The sequence below is a fragment of the Pseudoxanthomonas sp. CCNWLW251 genome (assembly GCF_037402255.1).
GTDB lineage: Bacteria > Pseudomonadota > Gammaproteobacteria > Xanthomonadales > Xanthomonadaceae > Pseudoxanthomonas_A.
The window spans coordinates 891350-917008 of sequence record NZ_JBBEGA010000002.1; the positions used below are offsets into that span (position 1 = coordinate 891350).

At 67.2% G+C, this 25659-nt stretch carries 20 protein-coding genes; 3 read left to right on the top strand and 17 right to left on the bottom strand.

The genetic code is table 11. The features are described from left to right. Window position 1 precedes the first annotated feature (1 nt). The 12 genes from WBN46_RS11245 to WBN46_RS11300 all read right to left on the bottom strand — a co-directional run bounded on the left by WBN46_RS11245 (window position 2) and on the right by WBN46_RS11300 (window position 13412). Window positions 2–1315 (bottom strand): dicarboxylate/amino acid:cation symporter, encoded by a 1314-nt coding sequence (locus tag WBN46_RS11245; RefSeq protein ID WP_192202101.1) that lies wholly within the window; start codon window positions 1313–1315, stop codon window positions 2–4. Window positions 1316–1453: 138 nt separating this feature from the next. Further along, entirely contained in the window at window positions 1454–3130 is a 1677-nt protein-coding gene (locus WBN46_RS11250; RefSeq protein WP_337731577.1) for a BatD family protein, read from the bottom strand. After that, complete coding sequence (locus WBN46_RS11255; RefSeq protein ID WP_337731578.1) at window positions 3127–4881, bottom strand: tetratricopeptide repeat protein; 1755 nt, start codon at window positions 4879–4881, stop codon at window positions 3127–3129. Before WBN46_RS11255 ends, WBN46_RS11250 begins: the two co-directional genes overlap by 4 nt. After that, window positions 4878–5882 carry a VWA domain-containing protein gene (locus WBN46_RS11260; RefSeq protein ID WP_337731919.1) on the bottom strand — a complete coding sequence of 335 codons (1005 nt, stop codon included), beginning with the start codon at window positions 5880–5882 and terminating at the stop codon, window positions 4878–4880. The genes WBN46_RS11255 and WBN46_RS11260 overlap by 4 nt, the downstream gene beginning before the upstream one ends. A 14-nt stretch (window positions 5883–5896) precedes the next feature. Next, on the bottom strand, window positions 5897–6349 hold the full coding sequence (locus tag WBN46_RS11265) for a DUF4381 domain-containing protein (RefSeq protein ID WP_337731579.1): 453 nt from the start codon (window positions 6347–6349) through the stop codon (window positions 5897–5899). Window positions 6350–6351: 2 nt separating this feature from the next. Next, the gene (locus WBN46_RS11270) at window positions 6352–7254 is read right to left on the bottom strand and encodes a DUF58 domain-containing protein (RefSeq protein WP_337731580.1); all 903 of its coding nucleotides are present in this window, start codon (window positions 7252–7254) and stop codon (window positions 6352–6354) included. Between the two features lie 25 nt (window positions 7255–7279). After that, window positions 7280–8272 carry a MoxR family ATPase gene (locus WBN46_RS11275; protein WP_337731581.1) on the bottom strand — a complete coding sequence of 331 codons (993 nt, stop codon included), beginning with the start codon at window positions 8270–8272 and terminating at the stop codon, window positions 7280–7282. Window positions 8273–8427: 155 nt separating this feature from the next. After that, complete coding sequence (locus WBN46_RS11280; RefSeq protein ID WP_337731582.1) at window positions 8428–10353, bottom strand: type IV pilus secretin PilQ family protein; 1926 nt, start codon at window positions 10351–10353, stop codon at window positions 8428–8430. A gap of 14 nt (window positions 10354–10367) precedes the next feature. Beyond that, a complete protein-coding gene (locus WBN46_RS11285; RefSeq protein ID WP_337731920.1) occupies window positions 10368–10892 on the bottom strand; it encodes a pilus assembly protein PilP in 525 nt (174 codons plus the stop codon). Then, window positions 10892–11581, bottom strand: a complete 690-nt coding sequence (gene pilO, locus WBN46_RS11290) for a type 4a pilus biogenesis protein PilO (protein ID WP_337731583.1) — start codon at window positions 11579–11581, stop codon at window positions 10892–10894. Before pilO ends, WBN46_RS11285 begins: the two co-directional genes overlap by 1 nt. Next, window positions 11578–12354: a PilN domain-containing protein gene (locus WBN46_RS11295; RefSeq protein WP_337731584.1), complete on the bottom strand. Its 777-nt coding sequence runs from the start codon at window positions 12352–12354 to the stop codon at window positions 11578–11580. Before WBN46_RS11295 ends, pilO begins: the two co-directional genes overlap by 4 nt. Then, window positions 12354–13412 carry a pilus assembly protein PilM gene (locus tag WBN46_RS11300; protein ID WP_337731585.1) on the bottom strand — a complete coding sequence of 353 codons (1059 nt, stop codon included), beginning with the start codon at window positions 13410–13412 and terminating at the stop codon, window positions 12354–12356. The genes WBN46_RS11295 and WBN46_RS11300 overlap by 1 nt, the downstream gene beginning before the upstream one ends. A 216-nt stretch (window positions 13413–13628) precedes the next feature. Between WBN46_RS11300 and WBN46_RS11305 the strand changes: the two genes are divergently transcribed. The 3 genes from WBN46_RS11305 to WBN46_RS11315 all read left to right on the top strand — a co-directional run bounded on the left by WBN46_RS11305 (window position 13629) and on the right by WBN46_RS11315 (window position 17962). Beyond that, window positions 13629–16055, top strand: coding sequence for a penicillin-binding protein 1A (locus WBN46_RS11305; RefSeq protein ID WP_337731586.1), 2427 nt, complete (start codon window positions 13629–13631; stop codon window positions 16053–16055). 106 nt (window positions 16056–16161) lie between these two features. Continuing rightward, complete coding sequence (locus WBN46_RS11310) at window positions 16162–16818, top strand: hypothetical protein (protein ID WP_337731587.1); 657 nt, start codon at window positions 16162–16164, stop codon at window positions 16816–16818. 109 nt (window positions 16819–16927) lie between these two features. After that, window positions 16928–17962, top strand: a complete 1035-nt coding sequence (locus WBN46_RS11315) for an aldo/keto reductase (RefSeq protein WP_337731588.1) — start codon at window positions 16928–16930, stop codon at window positions 17960–17962. A gap of 72 nt (window positions 17963–18034) precedes the next feature. Here the strand turns inward: WBN46_RS11315 and WBN46_RS11320 are convergent, their stop codons facing one another. The 5 genes from WBN46_RS11320 to WBN46_RS11340 all read right to left on the bottom strand — a co-directional run bounded on the left by WBN46_RS11320 (window position 18035) and on the right by WBN46_RS11340 (window position 25646). Continuing rightward, window positions 18035–19324 (bottom strand): citrate synthase, encoded by a 1290-nt coding sequence (locus tag WBN46_RS11320; protein ID WP_337731589.1) that lies wholly within the window; start codon window positions 19322–19324, stop codon window positions 18035–18037. Window positions 19325–19584: 260 nt separating this feature from the next. Beyond that, entirely contained in the window at window positions 19585–19827 is a 243-nt protein-coding gene (locus tag WBN46_RS11325; protein WP_055940095.1) for a type B 50S ribosomal protein L31, read from the bottom strand. A gap of 74 nt (window positions 19828–19901) precedes the next feature. Continuing rightward, complete coding sequence (locus tag WBN46_RS11330; protein WP_337731590.1) at window positions 19902–20840, bottom strand: nucleoside hydrolase; 939 nt, start codon at window positions 20838–20840, stop codon at window positions 19902–19904. A gap of 163 nt (window positions 20841–21003) precedes the next feature. Continuing rightward, window positions 21004–23109, bottom strand: coding sequence for an ATP-dependent DNA helicase RecG (recG, locus tag WBN46_RS11335; protein WP_337731591.1), 2106 nt, complete (start codon window positions 23107–23109; stop codon window positions 21004–21006). 86 nt (window positions 23110–23195) lie between these two features. Beyond that, complete coding sequence (locus WBN46_RS11340) at window positions 23196–25646, bottom strand: TonB-dependent receptor (protein WP_337731592.1); 2451 nt, start codon at window positions 25644–25646, stop codon at window positions 23196–23198. Window positions 25647–25659: the final 13 nt, after the last annotated feature.

The window sequence follows — 25659 nt, forward strand, 5'->3', positions numbered from 1 at the left end:
GTTAGCCCGGCTGGCCCGGCAGCTTCACGTCGACGCGTTCGCCCTTGGCCACCAGCGACGCGAGGGTCAGGTCGCCGGTGACATTGAGAGTGGTCCGGCACATGTCGAGGAAGTGGTTCACGCCCAGGATCAGGCCGATGCCGATGGGGTTCACACCGACCATGGCGCAGATCAGCGCCACCACCGGCAGCGAGCCGGACGGGACGCCGGCCGTGCCGATGCCGCCGAGGATGCAGACCAGCATCACCATGAACTGCTGGCCCAGCGACAGGTCCACGCCGAAGAACTGGGCCAGGAAGATCACCGTCACGCCCTCGAACAGCGCGGTGCCGTTCTGGTTGGCGGTCGCGCCCACGGTCAGCACGAAGCGCGACACCGTGCGCGGCAGGCCCAGCTTCTCGTCCGCCACGCGCAACGCGGTGGGCAGGGTGGCGTTGCTGGAGGCGGTGGAGAACGCCATCACCATCGCTTCCTGCGCGCCGCGGAAGAACGTCAGGGGCGAGTAGCCGGCCAGCTTCAACGCGACCGAGTAGCTGACCACCAGGTGCAGCGCGAGCGCCAGCACCACCACGCCGACATACGCCCCCAGGCGCACCAGCAGGTCGAAACCGAAGATCGCCGCCAGGTTGAACATGAAACAGGCCACCGCGTACGGCGCCAGGCGGATCACCAGACCGATCAGCGTCATCGAGATCTCGAATACGCCTTCGATGCCGCGCTTGAGGACGCCGGTGTTCTCCGACGGGGTCAGCACCAGGCCGACACCGAACATGACCGCGAAGAACATCAGCGACAGGATGGCGGCGTTGCTGGACGCCGCGCCGATGACGTTGTCCGGCACGATCGACAGCAGCATGTCCATGCCGGTGGGCTGGCTGCCGACGCTGGCAACGATCTCCTTCGTCCGCTCGGCGTTCTCGGCGATCAGCTGCTGCGCCAGCGCGGGATCGACCCCCACGCCCGGCTTCAGCACGTTCACCAGCACCAGCCCCAGCAGCACCGCCACCGCGGACAGCACGATGGTGTAGGCGAGCGTCTTCCAGCCGATCCGGCCCAGCGCACGGATGTCGCCCATCTCGGCGATCCCGCAGACCAGCGCCGAGAACAGCAGCGGCACGATCAGCATGAAGATCAGGTTGAGGAAGATCTTGCTGAAGGGCGTGGTGACGTACTTCGTGACGTCCTGCACCCAGCCCGCGTCGCCCTGGCCGGAGGCATGCACGATGAGACCGACGATCAGGCCGATGCCGAAGCCGATGGCCATCTTCCAGTGCAACGGGAGCTTGGCGCGGTTGGCGGGCGTGGCGTCGGTCATCGGCGGGTCCTGCAGCGACAAAGTCGGGAGCTTAGCAAACCCGGCATGGTGGCCCGTCCACGCATGGCGGCGCGCGTGGGTGCCACCTGAAGGGCATCGCTTACGGCAGAGGGATGACGAACATCGGCCTGGTTTCCCCTACCGTGGATACAACGGCGGCAGCGGTTCGTCCGCCACGCCGACGTTGCCTGCCTGCCACTGAGGCCCTCCACGGAAGGCTTCGCGCAGCGCAAGGCGGGCCTGTGCCGGATCGCCGCCGGCCCAGCGGGCACGGCGCAGCAGGTCCACTGCGGCACGCTGCGCCGGCATGGCGAGGCGACGCTGCAGGTCGTCCAGGTCGATGGCCGCAGGACGCGCCATGCCGCAGAGCACGGCTTCGATATCGTCGAGATCACCGGCATCGAGCACGCGTTTCAGGTCGGCCGCCGTGTGGGTGGCGGAGGATGTCATCGGACGGGCCGGGTCCGTCACATGTCCGCGGTTGCGGGCCACGTTCGCGCCACCCGGCCGACGCGACAGCCCCCACACCAGCGTGGCCAGCCACAGCAACGCAAAACCGGCGGCCAGCCACGGCCAGAGGTGGGCTGGCAGGCGTCGATCGCCGGACAGCGCCATGACGCCGTCGTCCGTGGCGGCCGGCGCCATGGGCGCTGCGGCATCCCGTGCCGGCGGATGCGCCGCCTGCCCGCTCCCCTGCACGACCGGGATCGCCAGGTCCTGCAGCGTCGCGCGCTTCGCCGTGCCGGTACGCACGTCCCACCACGCTATCGCCACGCCGGGCACCGACAGCGAGCCCGGCTGCGAGGGCACGACGGAGTAGCGACGCGTCAGCTTCACCTGCGGCGTACCACCATTGAACGTCTCATCGTATTGCGGCGGCTCCGCGAACACCTGCGCGCCGGGTATCGAGGGCACGGGCAGTTCGGGCAGCTGTGCCTGCGTGGCGCCGATGACGGTGGTCTCGATGGCAAGCGTGGCCGCTTCACCCGTACGCAGTTGATCGGGCACTGCGGTGTAGCGCAGGCGCAGATCACGCACTGGCAGCCAGGGCTGAGGTGCGTTCGCCGGCTGCGCGCGAACCTGCAGCGTGCGCGGCGAGCCGGTGATGTGGACCTCGCGACTGTTGCCGCCGAGCAGGTCGTCCATCCAGCCGCCCGCACCCCGTCCGCTGAAACGCGGGCCGGGCAGTGTCAGCGGGCCGCTGCGCTCCGGCACCAGCAGGAAGCGACGCTCTGCGGTGCTGTAACGTCGCCCGTCGATCTCGCGGCTGGACTGCACGATGTCACCGACCCGCTGCAGCAACGCGCCCTCCGGCGGATCCAGGTCGAGCTGGCCGGAGACCAGCGGCGTGGCGTAGTAGAGCCGTACGGTGACGCCCACCGACTGCTGCACGTACGGGCTTGGATCGTCGATCTCGGTTTCCACGAACACGAGACCGTTCGATGCCGCGCTGGCGGTGGGGGTCGCGGTCACTTCGAGCATCAGCGGGGCGGTGCGTTCGCCGCCGACCTGCAACGCCGGGATCGCCAGCGTGCCCGCGCGCCGCGGACGCAGCGTCAGCGCGAACGTGGTGCTGCTGCGCACGCGCCCGTTCACAAGTCCGACGCTGCGGCTGTCGGACTGCCCTTCCACCTCGAAATCGCGCATCAGCGGGGTCAGGTCGGGCGTGGCGGACACCGCATCGGTTTCCACATTCAGCGTGACCGCCTGCCCGAGCGTGACGGTGGGTTGTTCCAGCCACGCGCGGGTGGCGGCCATCAACGAGAACGGCCATGCCACCAGCAGGCACAACAGGATCAATACCCGATGCTTCATCGCCCTTCCCTCTGCCGGCGTTCGTGTTCGAGCCGGAACTTTGCCTTGAGCAGCGAACCGGGTTCGTCCGGCACACGCTTCAGCCATGCATCGACCGCCTGGCGCCGTTCGCGCTGCTCTGCGGTTTCGACCGGAACGGCAGGCGTGTTCTCGGTTGCATCCCTCCCAGCTCCGGATTCGCGCGCCATCGCCGCACGCATGCGCTCACGCTGTGCCGCATCGGCAGCAGCCTGCGCGGCAGCATCCGGCGTGGATGATGGTGGCGCGCCGGTGCGCGATGGATCTGCGTCAGCAGACGGCTTGCCCGCATCGCGCGCTGTTGGGGAGGCGGAAGGCGTGTCCGCAGGCGATGGCGATGCGTTCCTGCCATCCGCGGGATCGGGCTTCGCGTCGTCCTGCGCCTCCGGATTTTTTCCGTCGCCCTGCGGTCCTGGCTTGCCTTGGCCCTCCCCTGGCGACGGGGGGCGCTTGCGTGCCGCGTCCACGGCCGCACGGTTCGCCAGTGCGTCGGCCATGCCCGGCTGCACGCGCAATGCACGGTCGTACGCCGCGATGGCGTCGTCGTAACGCTGCTGCTTCGCCAGCGCGTTGCCGAGGTTGTACCAGCCCTCGGCGGTATCGATGCCGGTGAACGCCTGCTCGGCGGCAGCGAAGTCGCCCTGCCGGTACGCATCGGCGCCCTCGGCGATGCGCGCGTGTTCGGCCTGGTCCGGGCGCTGCCACCACTCAATGCCAGCCGCATGCGCCGGTTGCGCGAGCGGGAGCCAGAGCGCCCCCACCAGCACCAGCGCGGCGCCACGGCGGAACCACAGCAATGCGAGCATCAGGATCGGAATCAGCAACCAGTAGCCTTCATCGCGCCATGCCTTGCCACCACCCGCGGCGGCACTGCCTTCGCCCACCTGTTCCGGCGAGCGCAGGCCGAGTGATGCAAGATCGGACTCGTCCGCGGTCAGTGTGTGGTAACGACCGCCTCCCGCAGCCGCCAGTGCGCGCAGCGATGCGGCATCCAGTGCGGCACGTCCGATCACGCTGTCGCCGCTGCGATACGCAGCGCCCGAGGCGGTGCCAACCCCCAGCGCAAAGACGGCAAAGCCCTGTGCACGGGCATCGGTGGCGGCGCGGAGCGCGGCATCATCGGCCCGGTCGCTGAGCAGCAGGATGTCCCCCTTCCGGACGTCGGCCTGCGTCAGCAGACGCGCTGCCCAGGCGATGCCGCGATCGGCGCGCTGCCCGTCGACCGGCATGATGTCCGGCGCAAGATCATCGAGGAACAGGCGGATGTTGGCGGTGTCGTCGGTCAGTGGCGTCACCGTGAACGCGTCGTCCGCGTAGACGACCAGTGCAAGGGGACTGCCTGCACGGACCTCCAGCACCTGGGCCAGTTTCGCCCGCGCCTGGAGCAGGCGCGACGGCGGAAGATCCGTGGCGGTGATGCGACTGGAGAGATCCAGCACCACCACCAGCGGGCGTTGCGCCTGCCACAGCGGTTGGTCGGCCTGGCGCCAGCTGGGGCCGGCCAGCGCGAGCACCGCGAGTACGAAGGCGATGGCGGCCGCAAGCACTCCTGTTCGCGCGCCGGCACCGCCCCGCACCAGCAGATGCGGCAGCAGATGGGCATCGACATGTCCCCGCCAGGCATTCCTGCGTTGCCGACGGATTCGCCACGCCCACGCCAGCGCGGGTAGCGCAAGCAGGGCCCATAACGCATGCGGCCGCAGGAAATGCAGGGCGGTCCAGTCGATGTTCACCTGCGCCTCCCTGGCAACACGAAGGCCAGCAGGGCCACTGCAAGCGCGCCGGCCAGCGGCCATGCATAGCGTTCGATGCGCGGACGCACGGCCTTGCCGGGCTGTTCCACCGGCTCAAGACGGTCCAGCTCGGCATAGATGCCGGCCAGCTCGCCCGTATCGCGCGCGCGATAGAAGCGGCCACCCGTGCTGCTCGCCACTTCGCGCAGGGTGGCTTCATCGATATCCTCCGGCGAACTGGCGGGCAGCGGCAGCGGGATGCCGAACACGCTCATCGCGCCGTCGCTGCCGAACGCGATAGTGTGGATGCGGACACCCTCTTCCTTCGCCAGCTCCGCCGCCTTCTGCGGTGTCAGGACGCCGGCGGAATTGACGCCGTCGGTGAGCAGGACCAGCACACGCTGGCCGTCCTGCTGTGTGCGCAGGCGACGCACGGCCAGGGCAATCGCATCGCCGATGGCGGTCTCGCGGCCAGCGAGCCCGGCCACGGCGTCACGCAACTGGTCGCGCACGGTCTGCAGGTCGCGGGTGAGCGGTGTCATGGCATACGCGCGCTGTCCGAACACGAGCAGCCCGACCCGATCGCCCTCGCGACGGTCGAGGAAGTCGGCAAGCACCGCCTTCGCAGCCGTCAAACGGTCCACTACCGCGCCTCCCAGCTCCATGTCCGGCTCGGTCATGCTGCCGGACAGGTCGACCGCCAGCATCAGGTCGCGTCCACTCACCGGCGGCGTGACCGCATCGCCAAACTGCTGCGGACGCGCCGCAGCGGCGCACAGCAGGAACCACACGAGCCAGGCCAGCGCGGCGGCCCGCCCCGGCATGCCTCGGCCGCCGCGCTGCGCGATGGCCTGCACCGAACGGCCGTAAGGCACCCTGAGCGCATCGTCCTGGGTTCGCCGCGCGGGCAGCAGCCAGCGCACTACCCAGGGCAAGGGAAACGCCAGCCAGAACCACGGCCATGCGAAGCCGGCGTAGCCGTCCTGCAGGAACTGCAGCATCGGCAGTGAACCGCTCAACGCGAACCCGCCATCAGTTCGAGGAAGCGCGCGCGCGCGACGGTGCGCGCTGCAGCCAACTCGGCCGCGTCCACGTCGCGGCGGTAACCGCCCTCCAGCAACAGGCGGCCGGGCCCCTGCGTGAACGCGTGGCCGTGTCCACCATCAAGGAAACGCAACCATGCCTCGCCTTCCAGCCGGTCCGCCGAAGCATCCAGGCGGCGCGCGGCACGCCGCAGCAGCTCCGACATCGCGGCCACCTGTCCGGCAGGCGATGATTCCTCGTTCGTCGCATCGAACCAGCGTTGCCATGCCTGGCGACGTCGATGGCGATGCAGTCGCCATGCCATCGCGCCGACAATGAGCAGCAGGACGACAGCGATCAACAACCACCAGCCCGGCGCCAGCGGCCACCACGACGGCGACGCCGGGACATGCACATCACGCAACACCAGCGCCGCCATGCCCATGCTCAGGCCACCTGCGGCTGCGCGCGGCCCAGCGCGACGAGCCACGCGTCGCTGTCCGCATCGGTGGACAGCGTCCTTACTTCCACGCCGCGTGCAGGCAGACGATCGAGCGCGCGATCGAGGGGCTGCTCGAACTCGGCACGCCACGCGTCGCGTTGCGCGGTGCTGGCAAGATCGAGCTCCACGCGCTGGCTTCCGGTGACGAAGGGAAGGCGCTGCGTTGGCGGATCCGTCTCCAGCGGATCGGTCAGCAAGAGCACGACCACGTCATGATGCGCGGCCAGTGCCGGCCACCGCGTCTCCGGGATGGTGGCCAGGCTGTGGGGATCGGCCAGCACCAGCAGGCGCGAGCCCGGTCGCAGCAGGCGCGCCGCGTGGTCGAGCGCGAACGCCAACCCGAGATCCTCCGGCGGTGGCTCCGTATACCAGCGCACCAGCGCATCGAGGACACGCAACGCTCCACGCGTACCCGATGCGGGCGGAACAGGCGCTTCGGTCATGCTGCCCCGCACGATCGCCAGGCGATCGCCGTCGCGCACGGCCTGCCACGCCGCCACCGCGCCGGCACGCGCAGCCTGTACCGACTTGAAGCGCGTGCGCGTGCCGAAGTACAGCAGGGGCGACGTGTCGGCCACGACCAGCGTCAGGCGTTCGCGTTCGGCCTGGAACAGTTTGGTATGCGTGCGCCCGCTGCGCGCCGTCAGTCGCCAGTCGATGTGGCGGACATCGTCGCCCGCCACGTACTCGCGGGACTCCGCATATTCCATGCCGCGACCGCGCAAGGGCGAGGCGGCGGGCCCGGTGATGGAATGCCGTCCGCGCCGCGCCGGAGGTCGTCGCTGCGCGCTGGCCCGCAACGCGATCAACTCGGCAAGGGTGGGTACGATGCCTTCGCTCATGGGCATGCCATGCGGACGTTCGCGCAGGCGCTCAGGGCAGCGGGACCACGTCGAGCAACGCCTTCACCAGGCGATCGCCATCCCAGCCCTCGGCCGTCGCCTCGTAGCTGGGCAATACCCGGTGGCGCAGCACGTCCGGCGCGATGGCGCGGATGTCGTCGGGCGTCACGTAGTCGCGGCCCGCTAGCCAAGCGCGCGCACGTGCGCAGCGCTCCAGCGCGATGGAGCCCCGCGGGCTTGCGCCCCAGGCAATCCGCCGCGCCAGCGTCGCGTCGTAGCGCGCGGCATCGCGCGAGGCGAGGACCAGTTCGATCAGATAGCGTTCCAGTGCGGGTGCTAGGTGCAGGTCCAGCACCTGTGCCCTCGCACTGAAGACATCCTCCAGCGGCATGCGCTCGACCGCCGCCGGGACCGACTGCATCTGTTCGCGCGCGCGATCACGTGCCAGCCGCAGGATGTCGGCCTCCGCCGCCGCCTCGGGGTAACCGATCTTCACGTGCATGAGGAAACGGTCCAGCTGCGCCTCCGGCAACGGGAAAGTGCCTTCCTGCTCGATCGGATTCTGCGTGGCCATCACCAGGAACAGTGCCGGCAACGGGTAGGTATGCCGACCCACTGTCACCTGGCGTTCGCCCATGGCTTCCAGCAATGCCGACTGCACCTTGGCCGGCGCGCGATTGATTTCATCGGCCAGCAGCAAGGGGTGGAAAACCGGTCCGGGCTGGAATTCGAACCGGCCATCCTGCGGTCGCCAGACCTCGGTACCGGTGAGGTCGGCGGGCAGCAGGTCCGGCGTGAACTGCACGCGCGCGAAGTCCGCCTGCAGCCGCGACGCCAACGCGCGGATGGCCGTCGTCTTCGCAAGTCCCGGGGCGCCCTCGACAAGCAGGTGCCCATCGGCCAGCAACGCGATCAACAGCCGCTCGACCAGCGCGGATTGGCCGACGATGGTCCGGGAGAGGTTCTCGCGCAACGCGATGAAGCGATCGAACAGCGTACGGGTGTCCTGAGACGGATGATCCATGGGCGTTCCGGAAGGCATGGCGTGCCTGTGACCGCAGTTTGCCATGGCGGTTCCCGCAGGGAACAACGGATCGGAACCGGATTCAGCCGCAGGTGGGAAGAAACGAAACGGGCCGCAATCGCGGCCCGTTTCGATGATGCGATGAGCGCGACGCGTCAGCGCTTGGTAACCGACAACACCTTCGGCGTGATGAAGATCAGCAACTCCGCCTTTTCCTTGCTGCGTCCCTTCTTCTTGAACAGGTTGCCCAGGAACGGGATGTCGCCGAGGAACGGCACCTTCGCCACGCTGCTGCGGTCGGCGAACTCGTACACGCCACCGATCACGACGGTCTGGCCATCCTCGACCAGCACCGCCGTGTTGATTTCGCGCTTGTCGATCGTCGGAACGGTGCCATAGCCTTCGAGCGTGATCAGCTCCGCCACCTCATCCTTCTTGACGTTCAGGTTCAGGAAAACGCGATTGTCGTTGGTGATGGTCGGCATGACCTTCATTTCCAGCAACGCTTCCTTGAACTGCACGTTCGGCGTGGCGACGCCACCCTGGCCGGCGGTGATCGTGACGTAGCCGATTTCCTTGCCCTGCCGGATGACACCCTCGCGCTGGTTGGCCGTCACCAGGCGAGGATTGGAGATCACCTCACCGCGACCTTCTTCCTGCATCGCCGACAGCTCGATGTCCAGGTCGAAGTTGCGACCCAGCAGCGTGTACGCGATCGCACCAGCGGCCGACTGGGTGAAGCCGCCTGCAGGCAGGTTGACATTGAGGTCGCGCGGCAACTCGCGGTCGTCGCCGTTGCCGACATTGACATTGTCCGCGATGTTGCCGCCGATGATCTGTGTGCGATCACCCGAGCGGCGGCCATTGATGCCAAACCGTGCACCAAGATCACGAGCGAAAGTGTCGCTTGCGATCACAATGCGGCCTTCGATCAACACCTGGTCAACGGGACGATCGATCATCGAGATCAGCTCGCGCATCTGCGCGACCTTCTTCGGGATGTCGCTGATCATCAGCATGTTGGTGCGTTCATCTGCAACGAGGCGACCGCGCGGGGAGAGGAAACCGTTCTCCTGGTCCCGGCCACTACCACCGCCACCACCACCACCGCTGTTGTTCTGGTTGCCGATGCCCTTGGCTTCGGTCAATGCCTTGAAGATCGCGGCGGCGCTGTGATAGTTGATCTGGACGTAGTCGGTGACCATGTCCTCGCGGTTCTCGATCGCGATGCGTGCGTCTTCCTTGTCCTGCTCGAACTTGGCCAGTTCGGGCTGCGGAGCGACCCAGACCACGGCGCCATCACGGCGCTTGTCCAGGCCCTTGGCGCGCAACACGATGTCCAGCGCCTGGTCCCACGGCACGTTGACCAGGCGCAGCGTGACGTTGCCCTGGACGGTGTCGGACGCGACGATGTTGAGATTCGACTCTTCGGCGATCAGTTGCAGCACCGTGCGCACGGGCACGTCCTGGAAGTTGAACGTCACCGGGCGGCCACTGTAGCGGCGTGCCTCGGAGGCCACTTTCTGCGCTGCCGCGACCACGGCCGAAGCACTGGTCCCGGAGGTGGCATTCGCACCGCCCACGGCCTTCTGTCCGGCGCGCGGCACGATCTCCACGACGTACTCGTTGCCCGACTGGTAGGCCAGCGATTCGAAATCACCGCGGGTGCTGAGCACCAGTTGCGTTCCACCGCCCTTGCTCTGCGCTTCGACACGCTGCACGGGCGTGGCGAAATCGACCACGTTGAGCGGCTTCTGCAGTGAAGCGGGCAGTGTCGCGTTGCCGACATTCACCACAACGCTGTCGCCCTGGTTGCGCAGGTCCGGGGCAGCACCCTGGCCATCGAACTTGACGATCAGCCGACCCGAGCCATCTTCGCCGCGACGGAAGTCGATGTTCGACACCGAAACTGAGGACGCAGGCGTCGCGACGGTGGCGGGGGACGTGGCCGGTGGCGTTGGCGACGCGGCGCCTGCGGCATTGGCAGCCGCAAGCAGGCCGATGGCCAGCCCAAGAGAGCAGACCCGGAAAGTAGCCAGGCGCCGGGACGGCCGCGGGCGGTGGGCATTCGTAGCGGTCATCGTGTATCCCCCAATCATTGATCTTCAAGCGCAATCGACGCCGGCCGTTCCAGCCATCCGCCTGCGCCATCCGGCACTAGTTCGACAAGTTCCAAGCCATCTTCGCGGACCGAGGTGACCCGGCCATCGCTCTGCCCCAGGTAGTTCCCCGGACGTACCCGGTAGGTGACCTTGTCGGGTCCCATCACCAGTGCCACCAGACCTGCCCCCTTGCCGAGCGTGCCGACCATGTCGAGGCTGTCCAGCGGGTACTGCTCCAGTGTTTCCTTGCGCCGGTCAGGATCCGGCCGCAGCCCGCCGCCATCGGTATTGCTCCAGGCGTTGCTGAAAGGATCCCGCAGCGTCTGCGCCGCGTATTCGAAGGTTTCGAACTGCTGCATCACGGGCAGCGGTTCAAGCGGTGGTGCGGGACGGGCGCGCACGTCTTCCACCCAGGTCTGCAGATTCGGCGCATCCCCGGGCGTGCTGGTGATGCCGCGGGCGCAGCCGGACGTCAGCACGACCGCAGCCAGGATCATGAAGTGCCAGTTGCCGCGCATCATTGCTGCCCTCCCGCTGCGGGCGCCTTGCCCTTGCCGCTCGCCTTGGCAGCTTCAGCCGCCGCGGCCTCCTGCTCCGCAACCTCGGTTTCATCCAGGTAGCGATACGTCTTCACCGTGCCCGAGAGCTCCAGGGCGCCGCGATTGATGCCGCCCTTGCCTTCCTTCGGTTGCAGCGAGATGTCGTGCATGGTCAGGATCACCACCCGCGGCAGCGATGCAACGCCACTGACGAAGGCACCGAACTGATGGTAGTTGCCCACCATGCGCAGCTGGATCGGCTTCTCGGCGTAGAACTCCTTCAGCGTTTCGGGCTCCGGCTGGAACAGCTCGTTGGTCAGGCCGCTGGACAGCGCGGTCTGCGAGATGTCGATGATCAGGTCGGGCATTTCCGTCTTGCTGGGCAACTGGCGCAGCATCTGCTGGAGCACCTGCTCCATCTGGGCCAACTGCTGCTTCAGGGGTTCGAGGTTGGCGGCCTTGGCCTGCTCCTTCTCGAAGTCCTGGCGCAGGCGCACCTCTTCCTGCTCGAGCGAATCCAGCGTCTCCACTTTCCCCTTGACGAAGAGGAAGTAGGACAGGACAAGGATGAACAGGGAGAGCACCACGCAGAATCCGATCTTGGCGTTCTGCGGCCATGCACCGATGTTGTTGATGTCCAGGTTCTTGAGCGACGTCTTCTGGCTCATGTGTTGCTCCCGGAAGCCTGGGGCGAACTGACTGCGGGTGCGGCCGGTGTCGGGGTGGCGGGCGCAGGCGCGGCGGGTGTGGCGGGCGCGGGTGCCGACGGTTGCCCCTCCAGCGGCGCTGCCGGAGCAGGGGTCGTGGCCGGGGCGTTCGGGTCGGCAGGTGCAGCGCCGGCAGCGGCGCTTTCCGCTTCCTGTTCCGCCGTCGGATTCGCCAACCGCACCTGGAGCGTGAACACGTACGGCAGCGCGCTGCCTGCACCGGTATTGGTCAGCGTTTTGACCTCTTCCGGCTTGGCTTCGATGATCGACAGTTCAGGCTTGGTCATCCAGCCGGACGTTTCCAGGTTGCGCATGTAGGTACTGACACGCGCGTTGGATTGCGCGCGCCCCTGCAGCGTCAGCACTTCGCCTTCCTGCTTGATGTTGGCCAGCATCACGCCGTCCGGAATGGTCCGCACCAGCGAGTCGAACAGGTGCACCATCTGCGAACGGTTGGCCTGCAGTTTCTCGATGACGTCCTTGCGGGCCAGCAGGCGGCGCTTCTGCTCGTCGAGGCGCTCGATTTCCTTGTTCTGCGCCTGGACCTTGCTGATCTCGTCTTTCAGGAAGTCATTGCGCTTGGTCTGGCCGGATACCTGGCCGTCGTAGTGGAACCACAGCAGGAAAGACAGCAGCAGGCCCGCGATCGCCGCTGCACCCAGCATCACGTAGAACTCGCGCTGCCGCTGGACGCGGCGCTCGGCGCGCCACGGGAGGAGGTTGATTCTTGCCATCAGTCGAAGCTCCTCAAAGCCAGGCCGGTGGCGATCATCAGCGCGGGAGCGTCCTGGGCCAGCGCATGTGCCTGCACGCGCGGACCGAGGGTCATCTGCGCCAGCGGGTTTGCGACCACGGTGGGTACGCCCAGTTGCTCTTCCACCATCTCCGGCAAGCCGGCCAGTGCGGCGCAGCCGCCTGCCAGGACGATCTGGTCGACGCGGTTGAATTCACTGCCCGCGTAGAAGAACTGCAGCAGGCGGCTGATCTGCTGGACCGTCGCCTCCTTGAAAGGCTCCAGCACTTCGACTTCGTAGCTTTCGGGCAGGCCACCCTGGCGCTTCGCCAGGCCGGCTTCCTCGTAGGTCAGCCCATAGCGGCGCATGACTTCGTCGGTCAGCTGCTTGCCGCCGAACACCTGTTCGCGGCTGTAGAGGCTGCGGCCACGGCGCAGGACGTTCAGCGTGGTCATCGTGGCGCCAATGTCGACCAGCGCCACCACACCGTCCTGCGGCACGGGCAGGTCGTTGGCCATCAGGGCAAAGGCGTTCTCTACCGCGAAGGCTTCCACGTCCATGACCTTGGCGGTCAGGCCCCCGAGTTCCAGCGCGGACTGCCGCAGCTCCACGTTCTCCGAACGCGAGGCGGCCAACAGCACCTGCACCATCTCCGGGTTGTTGGGCATGGCGCCCAGCACCTCGAAGTCGATGTTCACTTCCTCGATGGGATACGGGATGTAGTTGACGGCCTCGAGCTCGACCTGGGCCTCCAGATCGTTCTCGTCCAGGTCGGCGGGCATCGGAATGATCTTGGTGATCACCGCGGATCCGGCCACTGCGGCAGCGGCGTGCTTGGCCTTGCTGCCGGCGCGGTTCACTGCGCGACGGATGGCTTCGCCGACGGCTTCCACCTCGACGATGTTCTTCTCGACCACGGCATTGGGCGGCAGCGGCTCGACGGCGTAGTGCTCAACCCGGTAACGGTTGCCCACACGCGAGAGCTGCAGCAGCTTTACCGCAGTCGAACTGATATCGACGCCGATCAGCGACGACTGGCTTTTTGGGATTAGCCCCACGGTCTTTCCCCTTCCGACGGGCACTGGGCGCACGACACGCGCCGACATTAATAACCAAGTTTTTACTCTTGGCAACCGACGTTGACGTGGCTGTGCGGCTTGTCACGTTTCACGAGGGTTGTTCCCCAAGTCCCTGTTCCCCTTGGGATCACCCGTGGTGATCCCGGCGGTCATCTATACTCTGCCGCTACGAATTCTGCAATCGGAAAGCACTGGATGTCCCGTTTCCGTCGTCTTCTCCGTTGGACCCTCATCACGTTCCTGATACTTGCCCTCGCCGGCCTGGTCGGTCTGGGGGTGCTGTACTACACGGTTTCGTCCAAGGTCCCGGACGTCCAGTCCCTGCGGAACGTGGAACTGCAGGAACCCCTCTACATCTACGCCAGCGACGGCCGGCTGATGGGGCTGTACGGCGAGATCCGGCGCTATCCCGTCCAGATCGACAAGGTCCCGGCCCGGGTCAAGCAGGCCTTCGTCGCGGCCGAGGACAGCAAGTTCTACGAGCACAACGGCATCGACCCCACGGGTATCGCCCGTGCCGTCTGGCAGATCGTCAGCCGCAAGGAAGGCCGCGTGGCCGGCGGCAGCACCATCACCCAGCAGGTGGCCCGGCAGTGGTTCCTCAGCTCCGAGTACAGCTACACCCGCAAGCTGGTGGAGATGATGCTCGCCATCCGCATCGAGAAGATGCTGACCAAGGACGAGATCCTTGAGCTGTACCTCAACAAGAGCTTCTTCGGGAACCGCTCCTATGGCGTGGCCGCCGCCGCCGAGTACTACTACGGCAAGACGCTCGACCAGCTGACCCTGGCCGAGACCGCCACCCTCGTCAGCGCATTGAAGTTCCCGTCCAGCGGCAATCCGATCAGCAATCCCGGCCGCAACCAGCAGCGCAGCGCCTATGTCGTGGAACGCATGCGCGAGGATGGTTACGTCACTGCCGCCGATGCCGTGCAGGCCAAGGCCGAGCCCATGCACGCCAAACCGCATGAGCGGCCGATCGAGGTGTATGCGCCCTACGTGACCGAGATGGTGCGCCAGGAGATGATCGCGCGCTTCGGGCCCGAGGCGCTGACCAAGGGCTACCACGTGACCACCACGCTGGATGCCACGCTGCAGGCTGCTGCCAACGACGCGGTACGGGACGGGCTGGGCCTGTACGACCACCGCCATGGATGGAACGGCGTTGAACAGCATTTCGACGTGGGCGCCGACGCGGATGCGACCGCGCTGGCCGCGCACCTGCGGGGCGTGCCGGCGCAGAACGGCATGATCCCGGTGGTGGTGGCGCGTACCGCCGCTGACGGCAGCGCGACGGTGGTGATGGCGGATGGCAAGGAACTCGTCCTGCCTGCCGCCGCCAGCAAGTGGACCGGTCGCACGCCCGCCAAGCTGTTCAAGCGCGGCGACATGGCCCGCATCAAGGCCGGCAAGGAAGAAAGCACCTATGTGGTCGACCAGATCCCGCGCGCGCAGGCCGCGCTGGTATCGCTGGACGCGAACAACGGCGCCCTGCGCGCGCTGGTGGGCGGCTACAGCTTCGCCGGCAACAAGTTCAACCGTGCCACCCAGGCGCGGCGCCAGCCGGGCTCCAGCTTCAAGCCGTTCGTGTATGCGGCAGCGTTCGAGAAGGGCTTCAATCCCGCGTCCATCGTGCTGGACGCACCGGTCGTGTTCCGCGACCGCCGCGGCCACATGTGGCGCCCGCAGAACGACGGCGGCGGCTTCCGCGGCCCGATGCGGCTGCGCGAAGCGCTCGTGCAGTCGCGAAACCTGGTGTCGGTGCGCCTGCTGGACGGCATGGGCGTGCCGTTCGCGCGCACCTACATCAGCCAGTTCGGCTTCGAGGAAGCCGAACTGCCGCCGAACCTGTCGATGTCGCTGGGCACGGCCTCGCTGACCCCGCTCTCCGTGGCACGGGGTTATGCGGTGTTCGCCAATGGCGGTTCGCGGGTGACGCCGTGGTTCATCGACGAAGTGAAGGACCGCGAGGGCAACGTGGTGTTCAAGGAAAATCCGGCCGTCGCCTGTCGCGGGTGCGGCCAGGGCCAGCATGGCGGCAGTACGCCGTCCAGCCAGGTGGTGGACGGCTTCAACTTCGGTCCTGCCGATGCCGCCAAGCCCGCCGCGGCCGCCGTCACGCAGAAGCCCACGGAAGAAGTGAAGCCGGCCGACCCGAATGCCGTCACCGCGCCGCGCGCCATCGACGAGCGCACCGCGTACCAGCTGGTGTCGATGATGCGCGACGTGGTCCAGCGCGGCACCGGCACCGCAGCCAAGGTGCTGGGGCGCGAAGACGTGGGCGGCAAGACCGGCTCCACCAACGACCACCGGGACGCATGGTTCGGCGGCTTCGGCGGCACGTACGCCACCGTGGTGTGGGTGGGCCGCGACAACTTCCAGTCGCTCGGCTATCGCGAATACGGCGGCAAGGCCGCGCTGCCGATCTGGATCGACTACATGCGCGTGGCGCTGAAGGACAAGCCGGTCGCGCTCAACGATCCGCCCGACGGCATGGTGCAGGCCACGCTGAACGGCGTGACCGAATGGGTGAAGGTCGAAGACATGGATCGCATCCAGGACTACGACCTGTACGGCCCCGAAGATGCCGTGCCGGACGAGGAAGCGTTCGACATCTTCTGACGGTCCGTCCGGCCGATGAAGACCGCATGACGGCGCTTCGGCGCCGTCATGGACACGTCGGGCGCATGGTGTACATTCGCGGTCAGTTTCGACGCGGAGGCTCACCATGCACCACGCCCGTCAACACGCCGAAACCCGCACGCGCGAGCGCCGCCAGCGCCTTGCCCACGAGGCTGCCCGGCTGATGGCCGAGGGCGGCATCCGCGACTTCCACCAGGCCAAGCTCAAGGCGGCCAACCGGCTCGGCATCCACGACGATGCGTCGTTGCCCCGCAACCGCGAGATCGAGGACGCGCTGCGCGAGTACCTGCGCCTGTTCGTCGGCGAGGCGCACGCGGTGGGCCTGAGGCAGCGGCGCGAAGCTGCGCTGCGCGCGATGGAGTTCCTGTCGGGATTCTCGCCACGCCTGGTGGGCCCGGTGCTGGAAGGCACGGCCGATGCGAACACGCCCGTCCACATGCATGTCCACAGCGACGACCCGGATGCGGTCACCCGCTTCCTCGAAGAGCATCGCATCCCGGCCGAACCGCGCGAACGCCGCTTGCGCCTCGACCGCGAGCGCGTGGCGGACCTGCCCGTGTGGGTATTCAGCGCAGAGGAACTGGGCTTCGACCTCACCGTGCTGCCGCACGACGCGCTGCGCCAGGCGCCCTTGTCCTCGGTGGACGAAAGGCCGATGAAGCGGGCCTCCGCCACGCAGTTGCGGCAGTTGCTGGCGGAGGAGGAGATCGCCCGCTACGAATCCGGCGCGCCGCAGCGCTGAGAGCGCGGCAAAGCGCAACGCCGTGCAAGACGCCGCCGCCCGGTCGGCGTCCACTTCCCGCTTCGCACGCCCGCACCATGCAGCGGCGGCATCGTCGGGAGAGGGAAGCATGCGCTACCGCGTCTTCGGCAACACCGGCCTGCGCGTTTCAACACTCGCGCTGGGCACCGGCAACTTCGGCAAAGGATGGGGTTACGGCAGCGACCGTGAGGACGCGGCGCAGATCTACGCCCGCTATCGCGATGCCGGGGGCAACTTCATCGATACCGCGGACCAGTACCAGTTCGGCCAGTCCGAGGAGATGGTTGGCGAGTTCATTGCCGGCGACCGTGATGCGCTCGTGCTGGCCACCAAGTTCTCGCTGGGGGCGCGCGCCGACGCCGGACTGCAGGAGACCGGCAACAGCCGCAAGACGATGATCCAGTCGGTCGAGGGCAGCCTGCGCCGCCTGAAGACCGACCGTATCGACCTGCTGTGGGTCCACATGCCGGATGGCCACACGCCCGTCGAGGAAATCGCGCGCGGACTGGATGCGCTGGTGCGTGCCGGCAAGATCGTCTACGCGGGACTCTCCGACTTCCCCGCCTGGCGGGTGGCGACCGCCGCCACCCTGGCCGAGTTGCGCGGCTGGGCGCCCATCTCCGCCGTGCAGCTGGAATACAGCCTGGTCGAACGGACCGTGGAGCGCGAACTGCTCCCGATGGCGCGCGCTTTCGGCCTGGGCACCGTGGGCTGGTCGCCGCTTGGTGGCGGGTTGCTGACAGGCAAGTACCGTAAGGGTGAAACCGGACGCGCGCAGGGCCTGGGCGTGGTGATCCACGGCGAGAGCGACGCCCGCAAGACGGCGACGGTCGATGCGGTGCTTGCCGTCGCTGAGGAAACCGGCCTTCCGCCCGGCCAGATCGCCATCGCATGGGTGCTGGGGCGTGGCGTGTTGCCCATCATCGGTCCCCGCACGCCGGAACAGCTGGCGGACAACCTGGCCGCAACCGCGGTCACCTTGAGCGCACCGCAGCGCGCGCGCCTGGAGGAAGCCAGCGCCATCCCGCCAGGCTTTCCGCACGACATCGTCGCCGCGACCGCCCCGCGCCTGCGCGGCGGCAAGGAGGCGCTGCTGGACCTGCCGGACGTGCCAGTGCGCTGACCCCAGTGCCGCGCCTTACGCACAAAGAAAAAGGCCCCTCGCAGGGCCTTTCTCGTGGCACGGCAGGAGCACTCAGCGCTTGTCGGCCGACACGTAGTCGCGCGGTGCGTAGCCGGTGTAGATCTGGCGCGGACGGCCGATCTTGGCTTCCGGATCGACCTGCTGTTCCAGCCAGTGCGACACCCAACCGGCGGTGCGGCCGATGGCGAACATGACGGTGAACATCTCGGTCGGGATCTTCAGCGCCTTGTAGATGATGCCGCTGTAGAAATCGACATTGGGATACAGCTTGCGCTGGATGAAGTACTCGTCCTTCAGCGCCGCTTCTTCCAGCCTCATCGCCACTTCCAGCAGCGGATCGTCGACGCCCAGCTCGCCGAGCACCTTGTGGGTCATCTCGCGGATGATCTTGGCGCGCGGATCGAAGTTCTTGTAGACGCGGTGGCCGAAGCCCATCAGGCGGAAACCCGATTCCTTGTCCTTGGCCTTGGCGACGGCGGAAGCGACGTTCTTCGCATCGCCGATTTCCTCCAGCATCTTCAACACGGCCTCGTTGGCGCCGCCATGCGCGGGGCCCCACAGGGCGGTGATGCCGGCGGCAACCGAGGCGTACGGATTCGCACCGGTCGAACCCACCAGGCGTACCGTCGAGGTCGATGCATTCTGCTCGTGATCGGCGTGCAGGATGAACAGCAGGTCCAGCGCCTTGGCGACCACGGGATTGAGTTCCAGCGGCTCGCTCGGCACTTCGAACATCATGTGCAGGAAGCGGTCGACGTACTCGAGGTTGTTGCGCGGATAACGGATCGGCCAGCCGATCGAGTAGCGGTAGGCAGCGGCGGCCAGGGTCGGCATCTTCGCCAGCAGGCGGATGGCGGCCAGGCGGCGCTGCTCGGGATCTTCCAGGTCCAGCGTGTCGTGGTAGAACGCCGACAGCGAGGCGACCGTGCCGGCCAGCATGGCCATCGGGTGCGCGTCGTAGTGGAAGCCGTGCAGGAAGTTCTTCAGCGACTCATGCATCATCGTGTGATGCGTGACTTCGTGCTCGAAGCTGGCGAACTCTTCCTTGGTCGGCAGTTCGCCGTTCATCAGCAGGTACGACACTTCCAGGAAGCTGGAATGCTGCGCCAGTTGCTCGATGGGGTAGCCGCGGTACAGCAGCACGCCGTTGTCGCCATCGATGTAGGTGATGGCCGACTTGCAACTGGCGGTAGCGGTGAAACCGGAGTCGTAGGTGAAAAGACCCGTTTCCTTGGTCAGCTTGGAAATGTCGACGCAGTCGTTGCCAAGCGTGGGTTTCAGGACTGGCAGGACGACGGATTTGTCGCCGGCATTCAGCGTGACCTGGTCAAGTTCGGACACAGTGTGCGCTCCTTCGTGGGGTAACGCCGGCCGGAAGCCGGGCGGCGCGGGACGGGAGTCCAGGGAGTGAACCTTGGATGACCCGAATTATCGCACAGCGGGTTTGGAGCCGTCGCTCGATACAGCACCAAAGTCAGACCAAAGAATGAGGCCGCTGGCGCAACCGTGCGTTCCGGCGCCGCGCATCATCGGGGACGCGCAAACGCGAACGGCCGCGCACTAGGCGCGGCCGCAGGCGGATCAGGCGAACGACGGTTCGATCAGCGCGCGTAGCGCTTCTGGAACTTGTCGATGCGGCCGCTGGTGTCGATGACCTTGTGCTTGCCCGTGTAGAACGGGTGCGAAGCCGAGGAGATTTCGACCTTGATCAGCGGATAGTCGTTGCCGTCTTCCCACTTCGTCGTTTCCTTGCTGCCCAGCGTGGAGCGGGTCAGGAACTTGAAATCGGAGGTCACGTCGTGGAAGACGACTTCGCGGTAATTGGGATGGATGTCGGCCTTCATGGCGGGCACACCGTGTCGCGGGAATGGAAGAGCGGCATTGTAGACCGCCCTCCCGGTCCGGCGCAACCCGCGCTTCAGACCGCCGCCAGGGCCGCCTGGATCAACGCCTCGAACCGCTGCTGGTCGTAGCGCAGCAGGATATTGGCCTTGTCGGGCCGTCCGCCTTCCCGGCGCCAGTCCACGATGGACGCCCCGCGGGCATGGACACCCGCCAGTTCGATGGCCAGCGGCCGTTCGGCCAGTTCGAGCGCCCCCTCCGGTGCCAGCACGAAGGCCATGGCCAGGGCATCAGCCGCATACCAGTGGTCGCCACGTCGGTCGGCGGACCACAGGCGGGTCTTCTCGGAAATGCGGTCGTAGAAGCGGGCGCGGTCGGAATCCGCCTCCAGCCAGCCCGCCACCCGCTCATGATGGAGACCGTGGGCGATGGTGGCCTCCCAGTCGGCCAGGTCGTAGCGCTCGAACGCCTCGAGTACCAAGTGCGCCGCTTCCGGATCGAAGAAGAAATTGAACTCGGCCGCCGGCGTGATGTTCCCGTGGCAGGTCACCGCACCCCCCATTACCACGAAGCGTGCGATCCGCCGGGGCAGCGTGGGGTCCAGCTTGAGCGCCAGCGCGATGTTGGTCAGCGGCCCCAGTGCGACCAGCACCAGCCGGCCCGCGTGTTCGTGCGACAGGCGCAGGATCGCCAGCGCCGCGTGTTCGGCTTCCGCATGGCGCGCAGCCGGCGGGAAGCCGACATCACCGAAGCCATCCTGCCCATGCACGTAGCCCGCATCCGGCGATGGATGCAGCAGCGGCGCAGGCGCGCCGGCGAATACGGGAATGTCTTCGCGACCGGCCACTTCACACAGCTTCAGCGCATTGCGCACGGTGTGCTGCAAGCCCACGTTGCCGGCCGCGATGGTCAGGCCGACGATGTCGTGGTGCGCATCGTTGAACGCCATCAACAAGGCTAGCGCATCGTCGACGCCGGGATCGGTGTCGATCAGCAAGGGAATCCTGTCCGTCATCTTCTTCTCTTCGTCTTCTCGGCCGCCGAGTCTCGCACCGCAGGCGACGCCATGGAAGCATGCGCGTCTTGTAGGAGGGGCTTCAGCCCCGATGCCTTTCGATCTGGCTTCAGTTGGCTGACCGAAGAGCCTCGGGGCTGAAGCCCCTCCTGCGAGAAGCGGGCTACGCGGACGCATACCGCGCCGCGCCGCCGACCCAGCGCTGGATCACGCGATCCGCCGCCCCGGGGTCGTCGGCGAGCAGCCGCTCAGCCAGCGCATGTACCTGTGGAAGCAGGGCTGCATCACGCGCCAGATCCGCTACGCGGAAGGCCGCCAGTCCTGTCTGCCGCGTGCCGAGCAATTCGCCGGGGCCACGCAGTTCCAGATCCTTCTCCGCGATGACGAACCCGTCGTTTGTCTGCCGCATCGTCGCGAGCCGGTGCTTGGCCATCATCGACAGGGGCGGCTGGTACATCAGCACGCACGTGGACGCCGCCGCGCCGCGGCCGACGCGACCGCGCAACTGGTGCAGTTGGGCCAGCCCCAGGCGCTCCGCGTTCTCGATGATCATCAGTGACGCGTTGGGCACATCGACGCCGACTTCGATCACCGTCGTCGCGACCAGCAGGTCCACTTCGCCCTGCTTGAAGCGCCGCATCGTATCCTGCTTGTCCGCTGCCTTCATGCGCCCGTGCACCAGCGCGATACGCGCCGCGGGCAGCGAGGCCGACAGTGTCTCGAACGTGGTCTGTGCCGCCTGCGCGACGACTTCGTCGCTGTCGTCGATCAGCGTGCACACCCAGTACGCCTGGCGTCCTTCGGCGCAGGCGGTGCGGATGCGTTCCACCAGTTCCGGCCGCCGCTCCGCGCTCAGCGCAACGGTCTGCACGGGTGTGCGCCCCGGCGGCAGTTCGTCGATGGCCGATACATCCAGATCCGCGTACGCCGCCATCGCCAGCGTGCGGGGGATCGGCGTGGCCGTCATCACCAGCTGGTGCGGCACATGGTGCTCGCCCGCCCCCTTGTCGCGCAGCGCCAGGCGCTGGTGCACGCCGAAACGATGCTGCTCATCCACGATGGCCAGGCCAAGGTCGTGGAAGGTCACCGCCTCCTGCATCAGCGCATGCGTGCCCACCACCACCTGCGCTTCACCGGACGCCACCTGCGCCAGCACGTTCGCACGCGCCTTGCCGGTGACCTTGCCGGCCAGCCACGCCACGCGCACGCCCAAGGGTTCGAGCCACGCGCGCAGGTTGGCGAGGTGCTGCTCCGCCAGCAACTCGGTGGGCGCCGCCAGCGCCACCTGCTTGCCCGCTTCCACCGCGAGCATGCCCGCCAGCGCGGCCACCACGGTCTTGCCGCTGCCCACATCGCCCTGCACCAGCCGCAACATCGGCGACGGCTTGCGGACATCCTCGCGGATCTGCGCGAACACGCGCTGCTGCGCGCCCGTCAGCTTGAACGGCAACGCCTTGACCAGCGCTTTCGCCAGCGCGCCCTTCCCCGCCAGCGCGGGCGCGTGGCGCTGCTGCAATGCCAGACGCTGGCGGCGCAGGCTCAGGTGATGGGCCAGCAACTCCTCGATGGCCAGCCGGCGCTGCGCAGGATGCGTGCCCAGTGCGAGCGCTGCGACGTCGGCGTTGCGCGGCGGACGATGCATCGTCAACAACGCGTCGCGCAGCGAGGGCAGGCCCAGGCCTGCCAGCAGCGGTGCGGGCAGGAGTTCCAGCGCATCGGCGGCCGGCAGCCGCTCCAGCGCCTGCCCGATCAGCTTGCGCAGCGTGGCCGGTCCCATGCCCTCGACCGCCGGGTAGACCGGGTCGAGGGCATCCCCCAATGCCATCTCGTCGTCATCGCCCAGCACACGGTAACTGGGATGCACGATCTCCAGCCCGTTCTGGCCCGGCTTGGGCGTGCCGTAGCAGCGGATGCGCGCACCCACGGCGAACTGCGCCACCTGCGCCGCGCGGAAATGAAAGAAACGCAACACCAGCGTGCCATGCGATTCGTCGCCTACGGCCACGCGCAGCACGGGCCGGTAGCGGAAGCCGCGCTCCACGGCCTCGACCCGACCTTCGACCTGCGCGGGCACCCCGGGCTGCAGTTGCCTGATCGGGGTGAGTGCGGTGCGATCCTCGTAGCGCAGCGGCAGGTGCAGCCAGAGGTCCTGCATCGTCGACAGTCCGCGCGCGGCCAGCTTCTCCGCCACGCGCGGCCCCACGCCCGGCAGGCGGCTCAGGGGTTCTGCGGAAAGATCGATGGGGGGGGCTTCACGACGTGCGGGCATGGCGCAAGGATGCCGGGAACGGCCCGAAACAAAAACCCCGGCACCTCACGATGCCGGGGCCCACGTCCAGCGCGTCTCCGCGCGGCTCAGAACTTCACGACGACTTCCATGCCGTAGGTGCGCGGCTCGCTGATGGTGGCGCCCACCACGCCCAGCGGTCCGCGCCCGTAGGTGTTCAGGCCCTTCACGTACTGGTTGTCGAACACGTTGTTGCCATAGATCGCCCAGCTCCAATGTCCGCTTGGCGCTGTCCAGCCGACACGCATGTCCGTGCGGTCACGCGCTTCGCCGATATCGAGCAGCGCATTGACGCCACAGTCGCCCTGCAGGTCGGAGCCGGCATTGCAACGGCTGCGTCCGCGGTAGGCATGGCGTGCGGAGAAGCGCAGATCGCCGTGCCCGGCCAGGTCCACGCGATACGCCGCGCCGATCGACGCGGTGAACCGCGGCTCACCCGTGGGCTCGCCGTCCAGGTCGATGCCTTCCGGCGTCACGTAATCCTTGTACTTGGAATCGATCCATTCTGCCTGCGCATCCAGCGTGAATGCATCCGTCACTTTCCAGCGCATGTCGAAATCGATGCCGGTCGCTTCGAGGTCGCCGGTATCGAACACGAAGCGCGGGATGTCGACCGGATTGTTCGGGTCAGGATCGATCAGCCGGATCGACTGCCGGTTGTCGTAGCGATAATGGAACAGCGATGCGTTGTACGAAAAGCGGCCGAAGGACTGCTTGATGCCGGCCTCCAGGTTCCATACATCCTCGTTCTCGAACGCGGGGCCGATCTGCAGTGCATTGAAGCCACCGGCCTTGTAGCCCTTGGCCAGCGAACCGAACACCATCGTCCTGTCGTTGACGTGGTAATCCACGACGAAGCGCGGGCTGAAATCGCTCCAGCTGCGCTTGTCGCGCACCAGCACGCCCTTGTTCACCATGGCCGGCGGATCGATGAACGCCATGTCGAAGGTCAGCAGTTCACGCGTGATCGGAATTCCCATCTGCTCCAGCGCAGCGAAGAACCCGAGCGATTCCAGCATATCCAGCTTGCCCTCCAGCTCGGGTGCATTGCGCGGCGTGTTGAGCCAGGTGAAATCCTTCTCGTCGCGCGTGTAGCGCAGGCCGAAGGTCAGGTTGAGCTTGTCGGACGCGCGCCAGATCACGTCACCGAAGGCGGCGTACGCGGTGGTCGACAACGTATTGGTGAAACGCTCGTTCCAGCGATCGCCCACCAGCGAGACGGGGATGCCCACGGTCTGGGCCAGGAACGAAGTGAACCCGAACAGGCTGCCATCCGGCGTCGGTGCGATACCGAGGTTGCGCACGATGTTGTCCACCGCCTCGGTATTCGTGTTGACCTCGCTGGTCTGGTCGGCATCCTCCTTGAAGAAGCTGGCACCGGCCACCCAGTCCAGGCGCGCGTTGCTGCCGGCGAACTTGAACTCCTGGTAGAACGTCTCGTTGCTTTCGGTGTTGACCGAATCGATGTACAGGTCGGCCCGGTTGGTGCCGTCCTCCTCGGTCTGGTTCAGCGAATCGTACTGCCGCCACGACGAGGTCGACGTCAGGTTGCCCCAGGTGAACGCGTGATCGACGATCAGGGTGACGCCGTCGAACGTGCGCCATTCGGCGTTCTCCGCATCGCTGTAGGTCGGCACCTCGCGCGGGTCGAAGTAGTCGTCCGGATCCACGGGCACCGGGGGGCGCTGCGGGTAGGCCGGCAACGGCACGATCCCGGTGGTCACACGGCCGTTCTGGTCCAGGCTCTCGTGGTCCCAGCTGACCAGGGCGGTGGTGTTCTCGCCCATGCGGACCTGCCAGGCTGCGCGCGCCGCCCACACGTTCTCTCCCCCGAGGTCCTTGCCGGTGGCGCCGTCCTGGAACCAGCCGTCGCTGTGGTTGAACAAGGCGTTCACGCGCAGCGCGGATGTCTCGCTGGTGGGGATGTTCCACATCGCATCGGCGTACTGCTTGCCGTAGTTCCCCAACCGCAACCGCAGGCGCGCCTCGGTTTCGTCCTGTGGCCGGCGCGTCACCAGCGAAATCGCACCCGCTGCCGTGTTCCGCCCGAACAGCGTGCCTTGCGGGCCTTTCAATACCTCGATGCGCTCGACATCGAGGAACGGCAGCAGCACGCCGCCGCCGCGACCGCCGTACACGCCATCCACGAATATGCCGACCGCCGGATCGGTCCCGATGCCGAAGTCGCTGGTCTCCACGCCACGCAGGCGGAACGAAGGTTGCGTGGGCTGCACGGCATCCACCACCAGGCCAGGCACGAACGCATCGATGTCACCGAGGTTCTCCGCCGCCACGTCGTCGAGCAGTTGCTGATCCACTACCTGCAATGCGATCGGCACGTCCTGGAGCTCCTGCGAACGGCTCTGCGCGGTCACGGTGATGGTGTCCAGGTCGGTCGCCTGCTGCTCGCCCTCGGGCGTGGCCTGCGCCCAGGCCGTGCCGCCCGTGCCCAGCACCACACAGCCGCCGAACAGTGCGCGACGCAGACCCACGACCAGATTCCGTTGCATCACTTTCATCACTCCCTCCCGA

Coding starts and splice junctions, on each gene's coding strand:
- WBN46_RS11340 (WP_337731592.1), bottom strand. CDS start 25,646: ATGAAAGTGATGCAACGGAATCTGGTCGTGGGTCTGCGTCGCGCACTG.
- WBN46_RS11280 (WP_337731582.1), bottom strand. CDS start 10,353: ATGACCGCTACGAATGCCCACCGCCCGCGGCCGTCCCGGCGCCTGGCT.
- WBN46_RS11260 (WP_337731919.1), bottom strand. CDS start 5,882: ATGCTGCAGTTCCTGCAGGACGGCTACGCCGGCTTCGCATGGCCGTGG.
- WBN46_RS11315 (WP_337731588.1), top strand. CDS start 16,928: ATGCGCTACCGCGTCTTCGGCAACACCGGCCTGCGCGTTTCAACACTC.
- WBN46_RS11305 (WP_337731586.1), top strand. CDS start 13,629: ATGTCCCGTTTCCGTCGTCTTCTCCGTTGGACCCTCATCACGTTCCTG.
- WBN46_RS11250 (WP_337731577.1), bottom strand. CDS start 3,130: ATGAAGCATCGGGTATTGATCCTGTTGTGCCTGCTGGTGGCATGGCCG.
- WBN46_RS11295 (WP_337731584.1), bottom strand. CDS start 12,354: ATGGCAAGAATCAACCTCCTCCCGTGGCGCGCCGAGCGCCGCGTCCAG.
- WBN46_RS11310 (WP_337731587.1), top strand. CDS start 16,162: ATGCACCACGCCCGTCAACACGCCGAAACCCGCACGCGCGAGCGCCGC.
- WBN46_RS11330 (WP_337731590.1), bottom strand. CDS start 20,840: ATGACGGACAGGATTCCCTTGCTGATCGACACCGATCCCGGCGTCGAC.
- WBN46_RS11245 (WP_192202101.1), bottom strand. CDS start 1,315: ATGACCGACGCCACGCCCGCCAACCGCGCCAAGCTCCCGTTGCACTGG.
- recG (WP_337731591.1), bottom strand. CDS start 23,109: ATGCCCGCACGTCGTGAAGCCCCCCCCATCGATCTTTCCGCAGAACCC.
- WBN46_RS11270 (WP_337731580.1), bottom strand. CDS start 7,254: ATGCCCATGAGCGAAGGCATCGTACCCACCCTTGCCGAGTTGATCGCG.
- WBN46_RS11265 (WP_337731579.1), bottom strand. CDS start 6,349: ATGGGCATGGCGGCGCTGGTGTTGCGTGATGTGCATGTCCCGGCGTCG.
- WBN46_RS11275 (WP_337731581.1), bottom strand. CDS start 8,272: ATGGATCATCCGTCTCAGGACACCCGTACGCTGTTCGATCGCTTCATC.
- WBN46_RS11285 (WP_337731920.1), bottom strand. CDS start 10,892: ATGCGCGGCAACTGGCACTTCATGATCCTGGCTGCGGTCGTGCTGACG.
- WBN46_RS11325 (WP_055940095.1), bottom strand. CDS start 19,827: ATGAAGGCCGACATCCATCCCAATTACCGCGAAGTCGTCTTCCACGAC.
- pilO (WP_337731583.1), bottom strand. CDS start 11,581: ATGAGCCAGAAGACGTCGCTCAAGAACCTGGACATCAACAACATCGGT.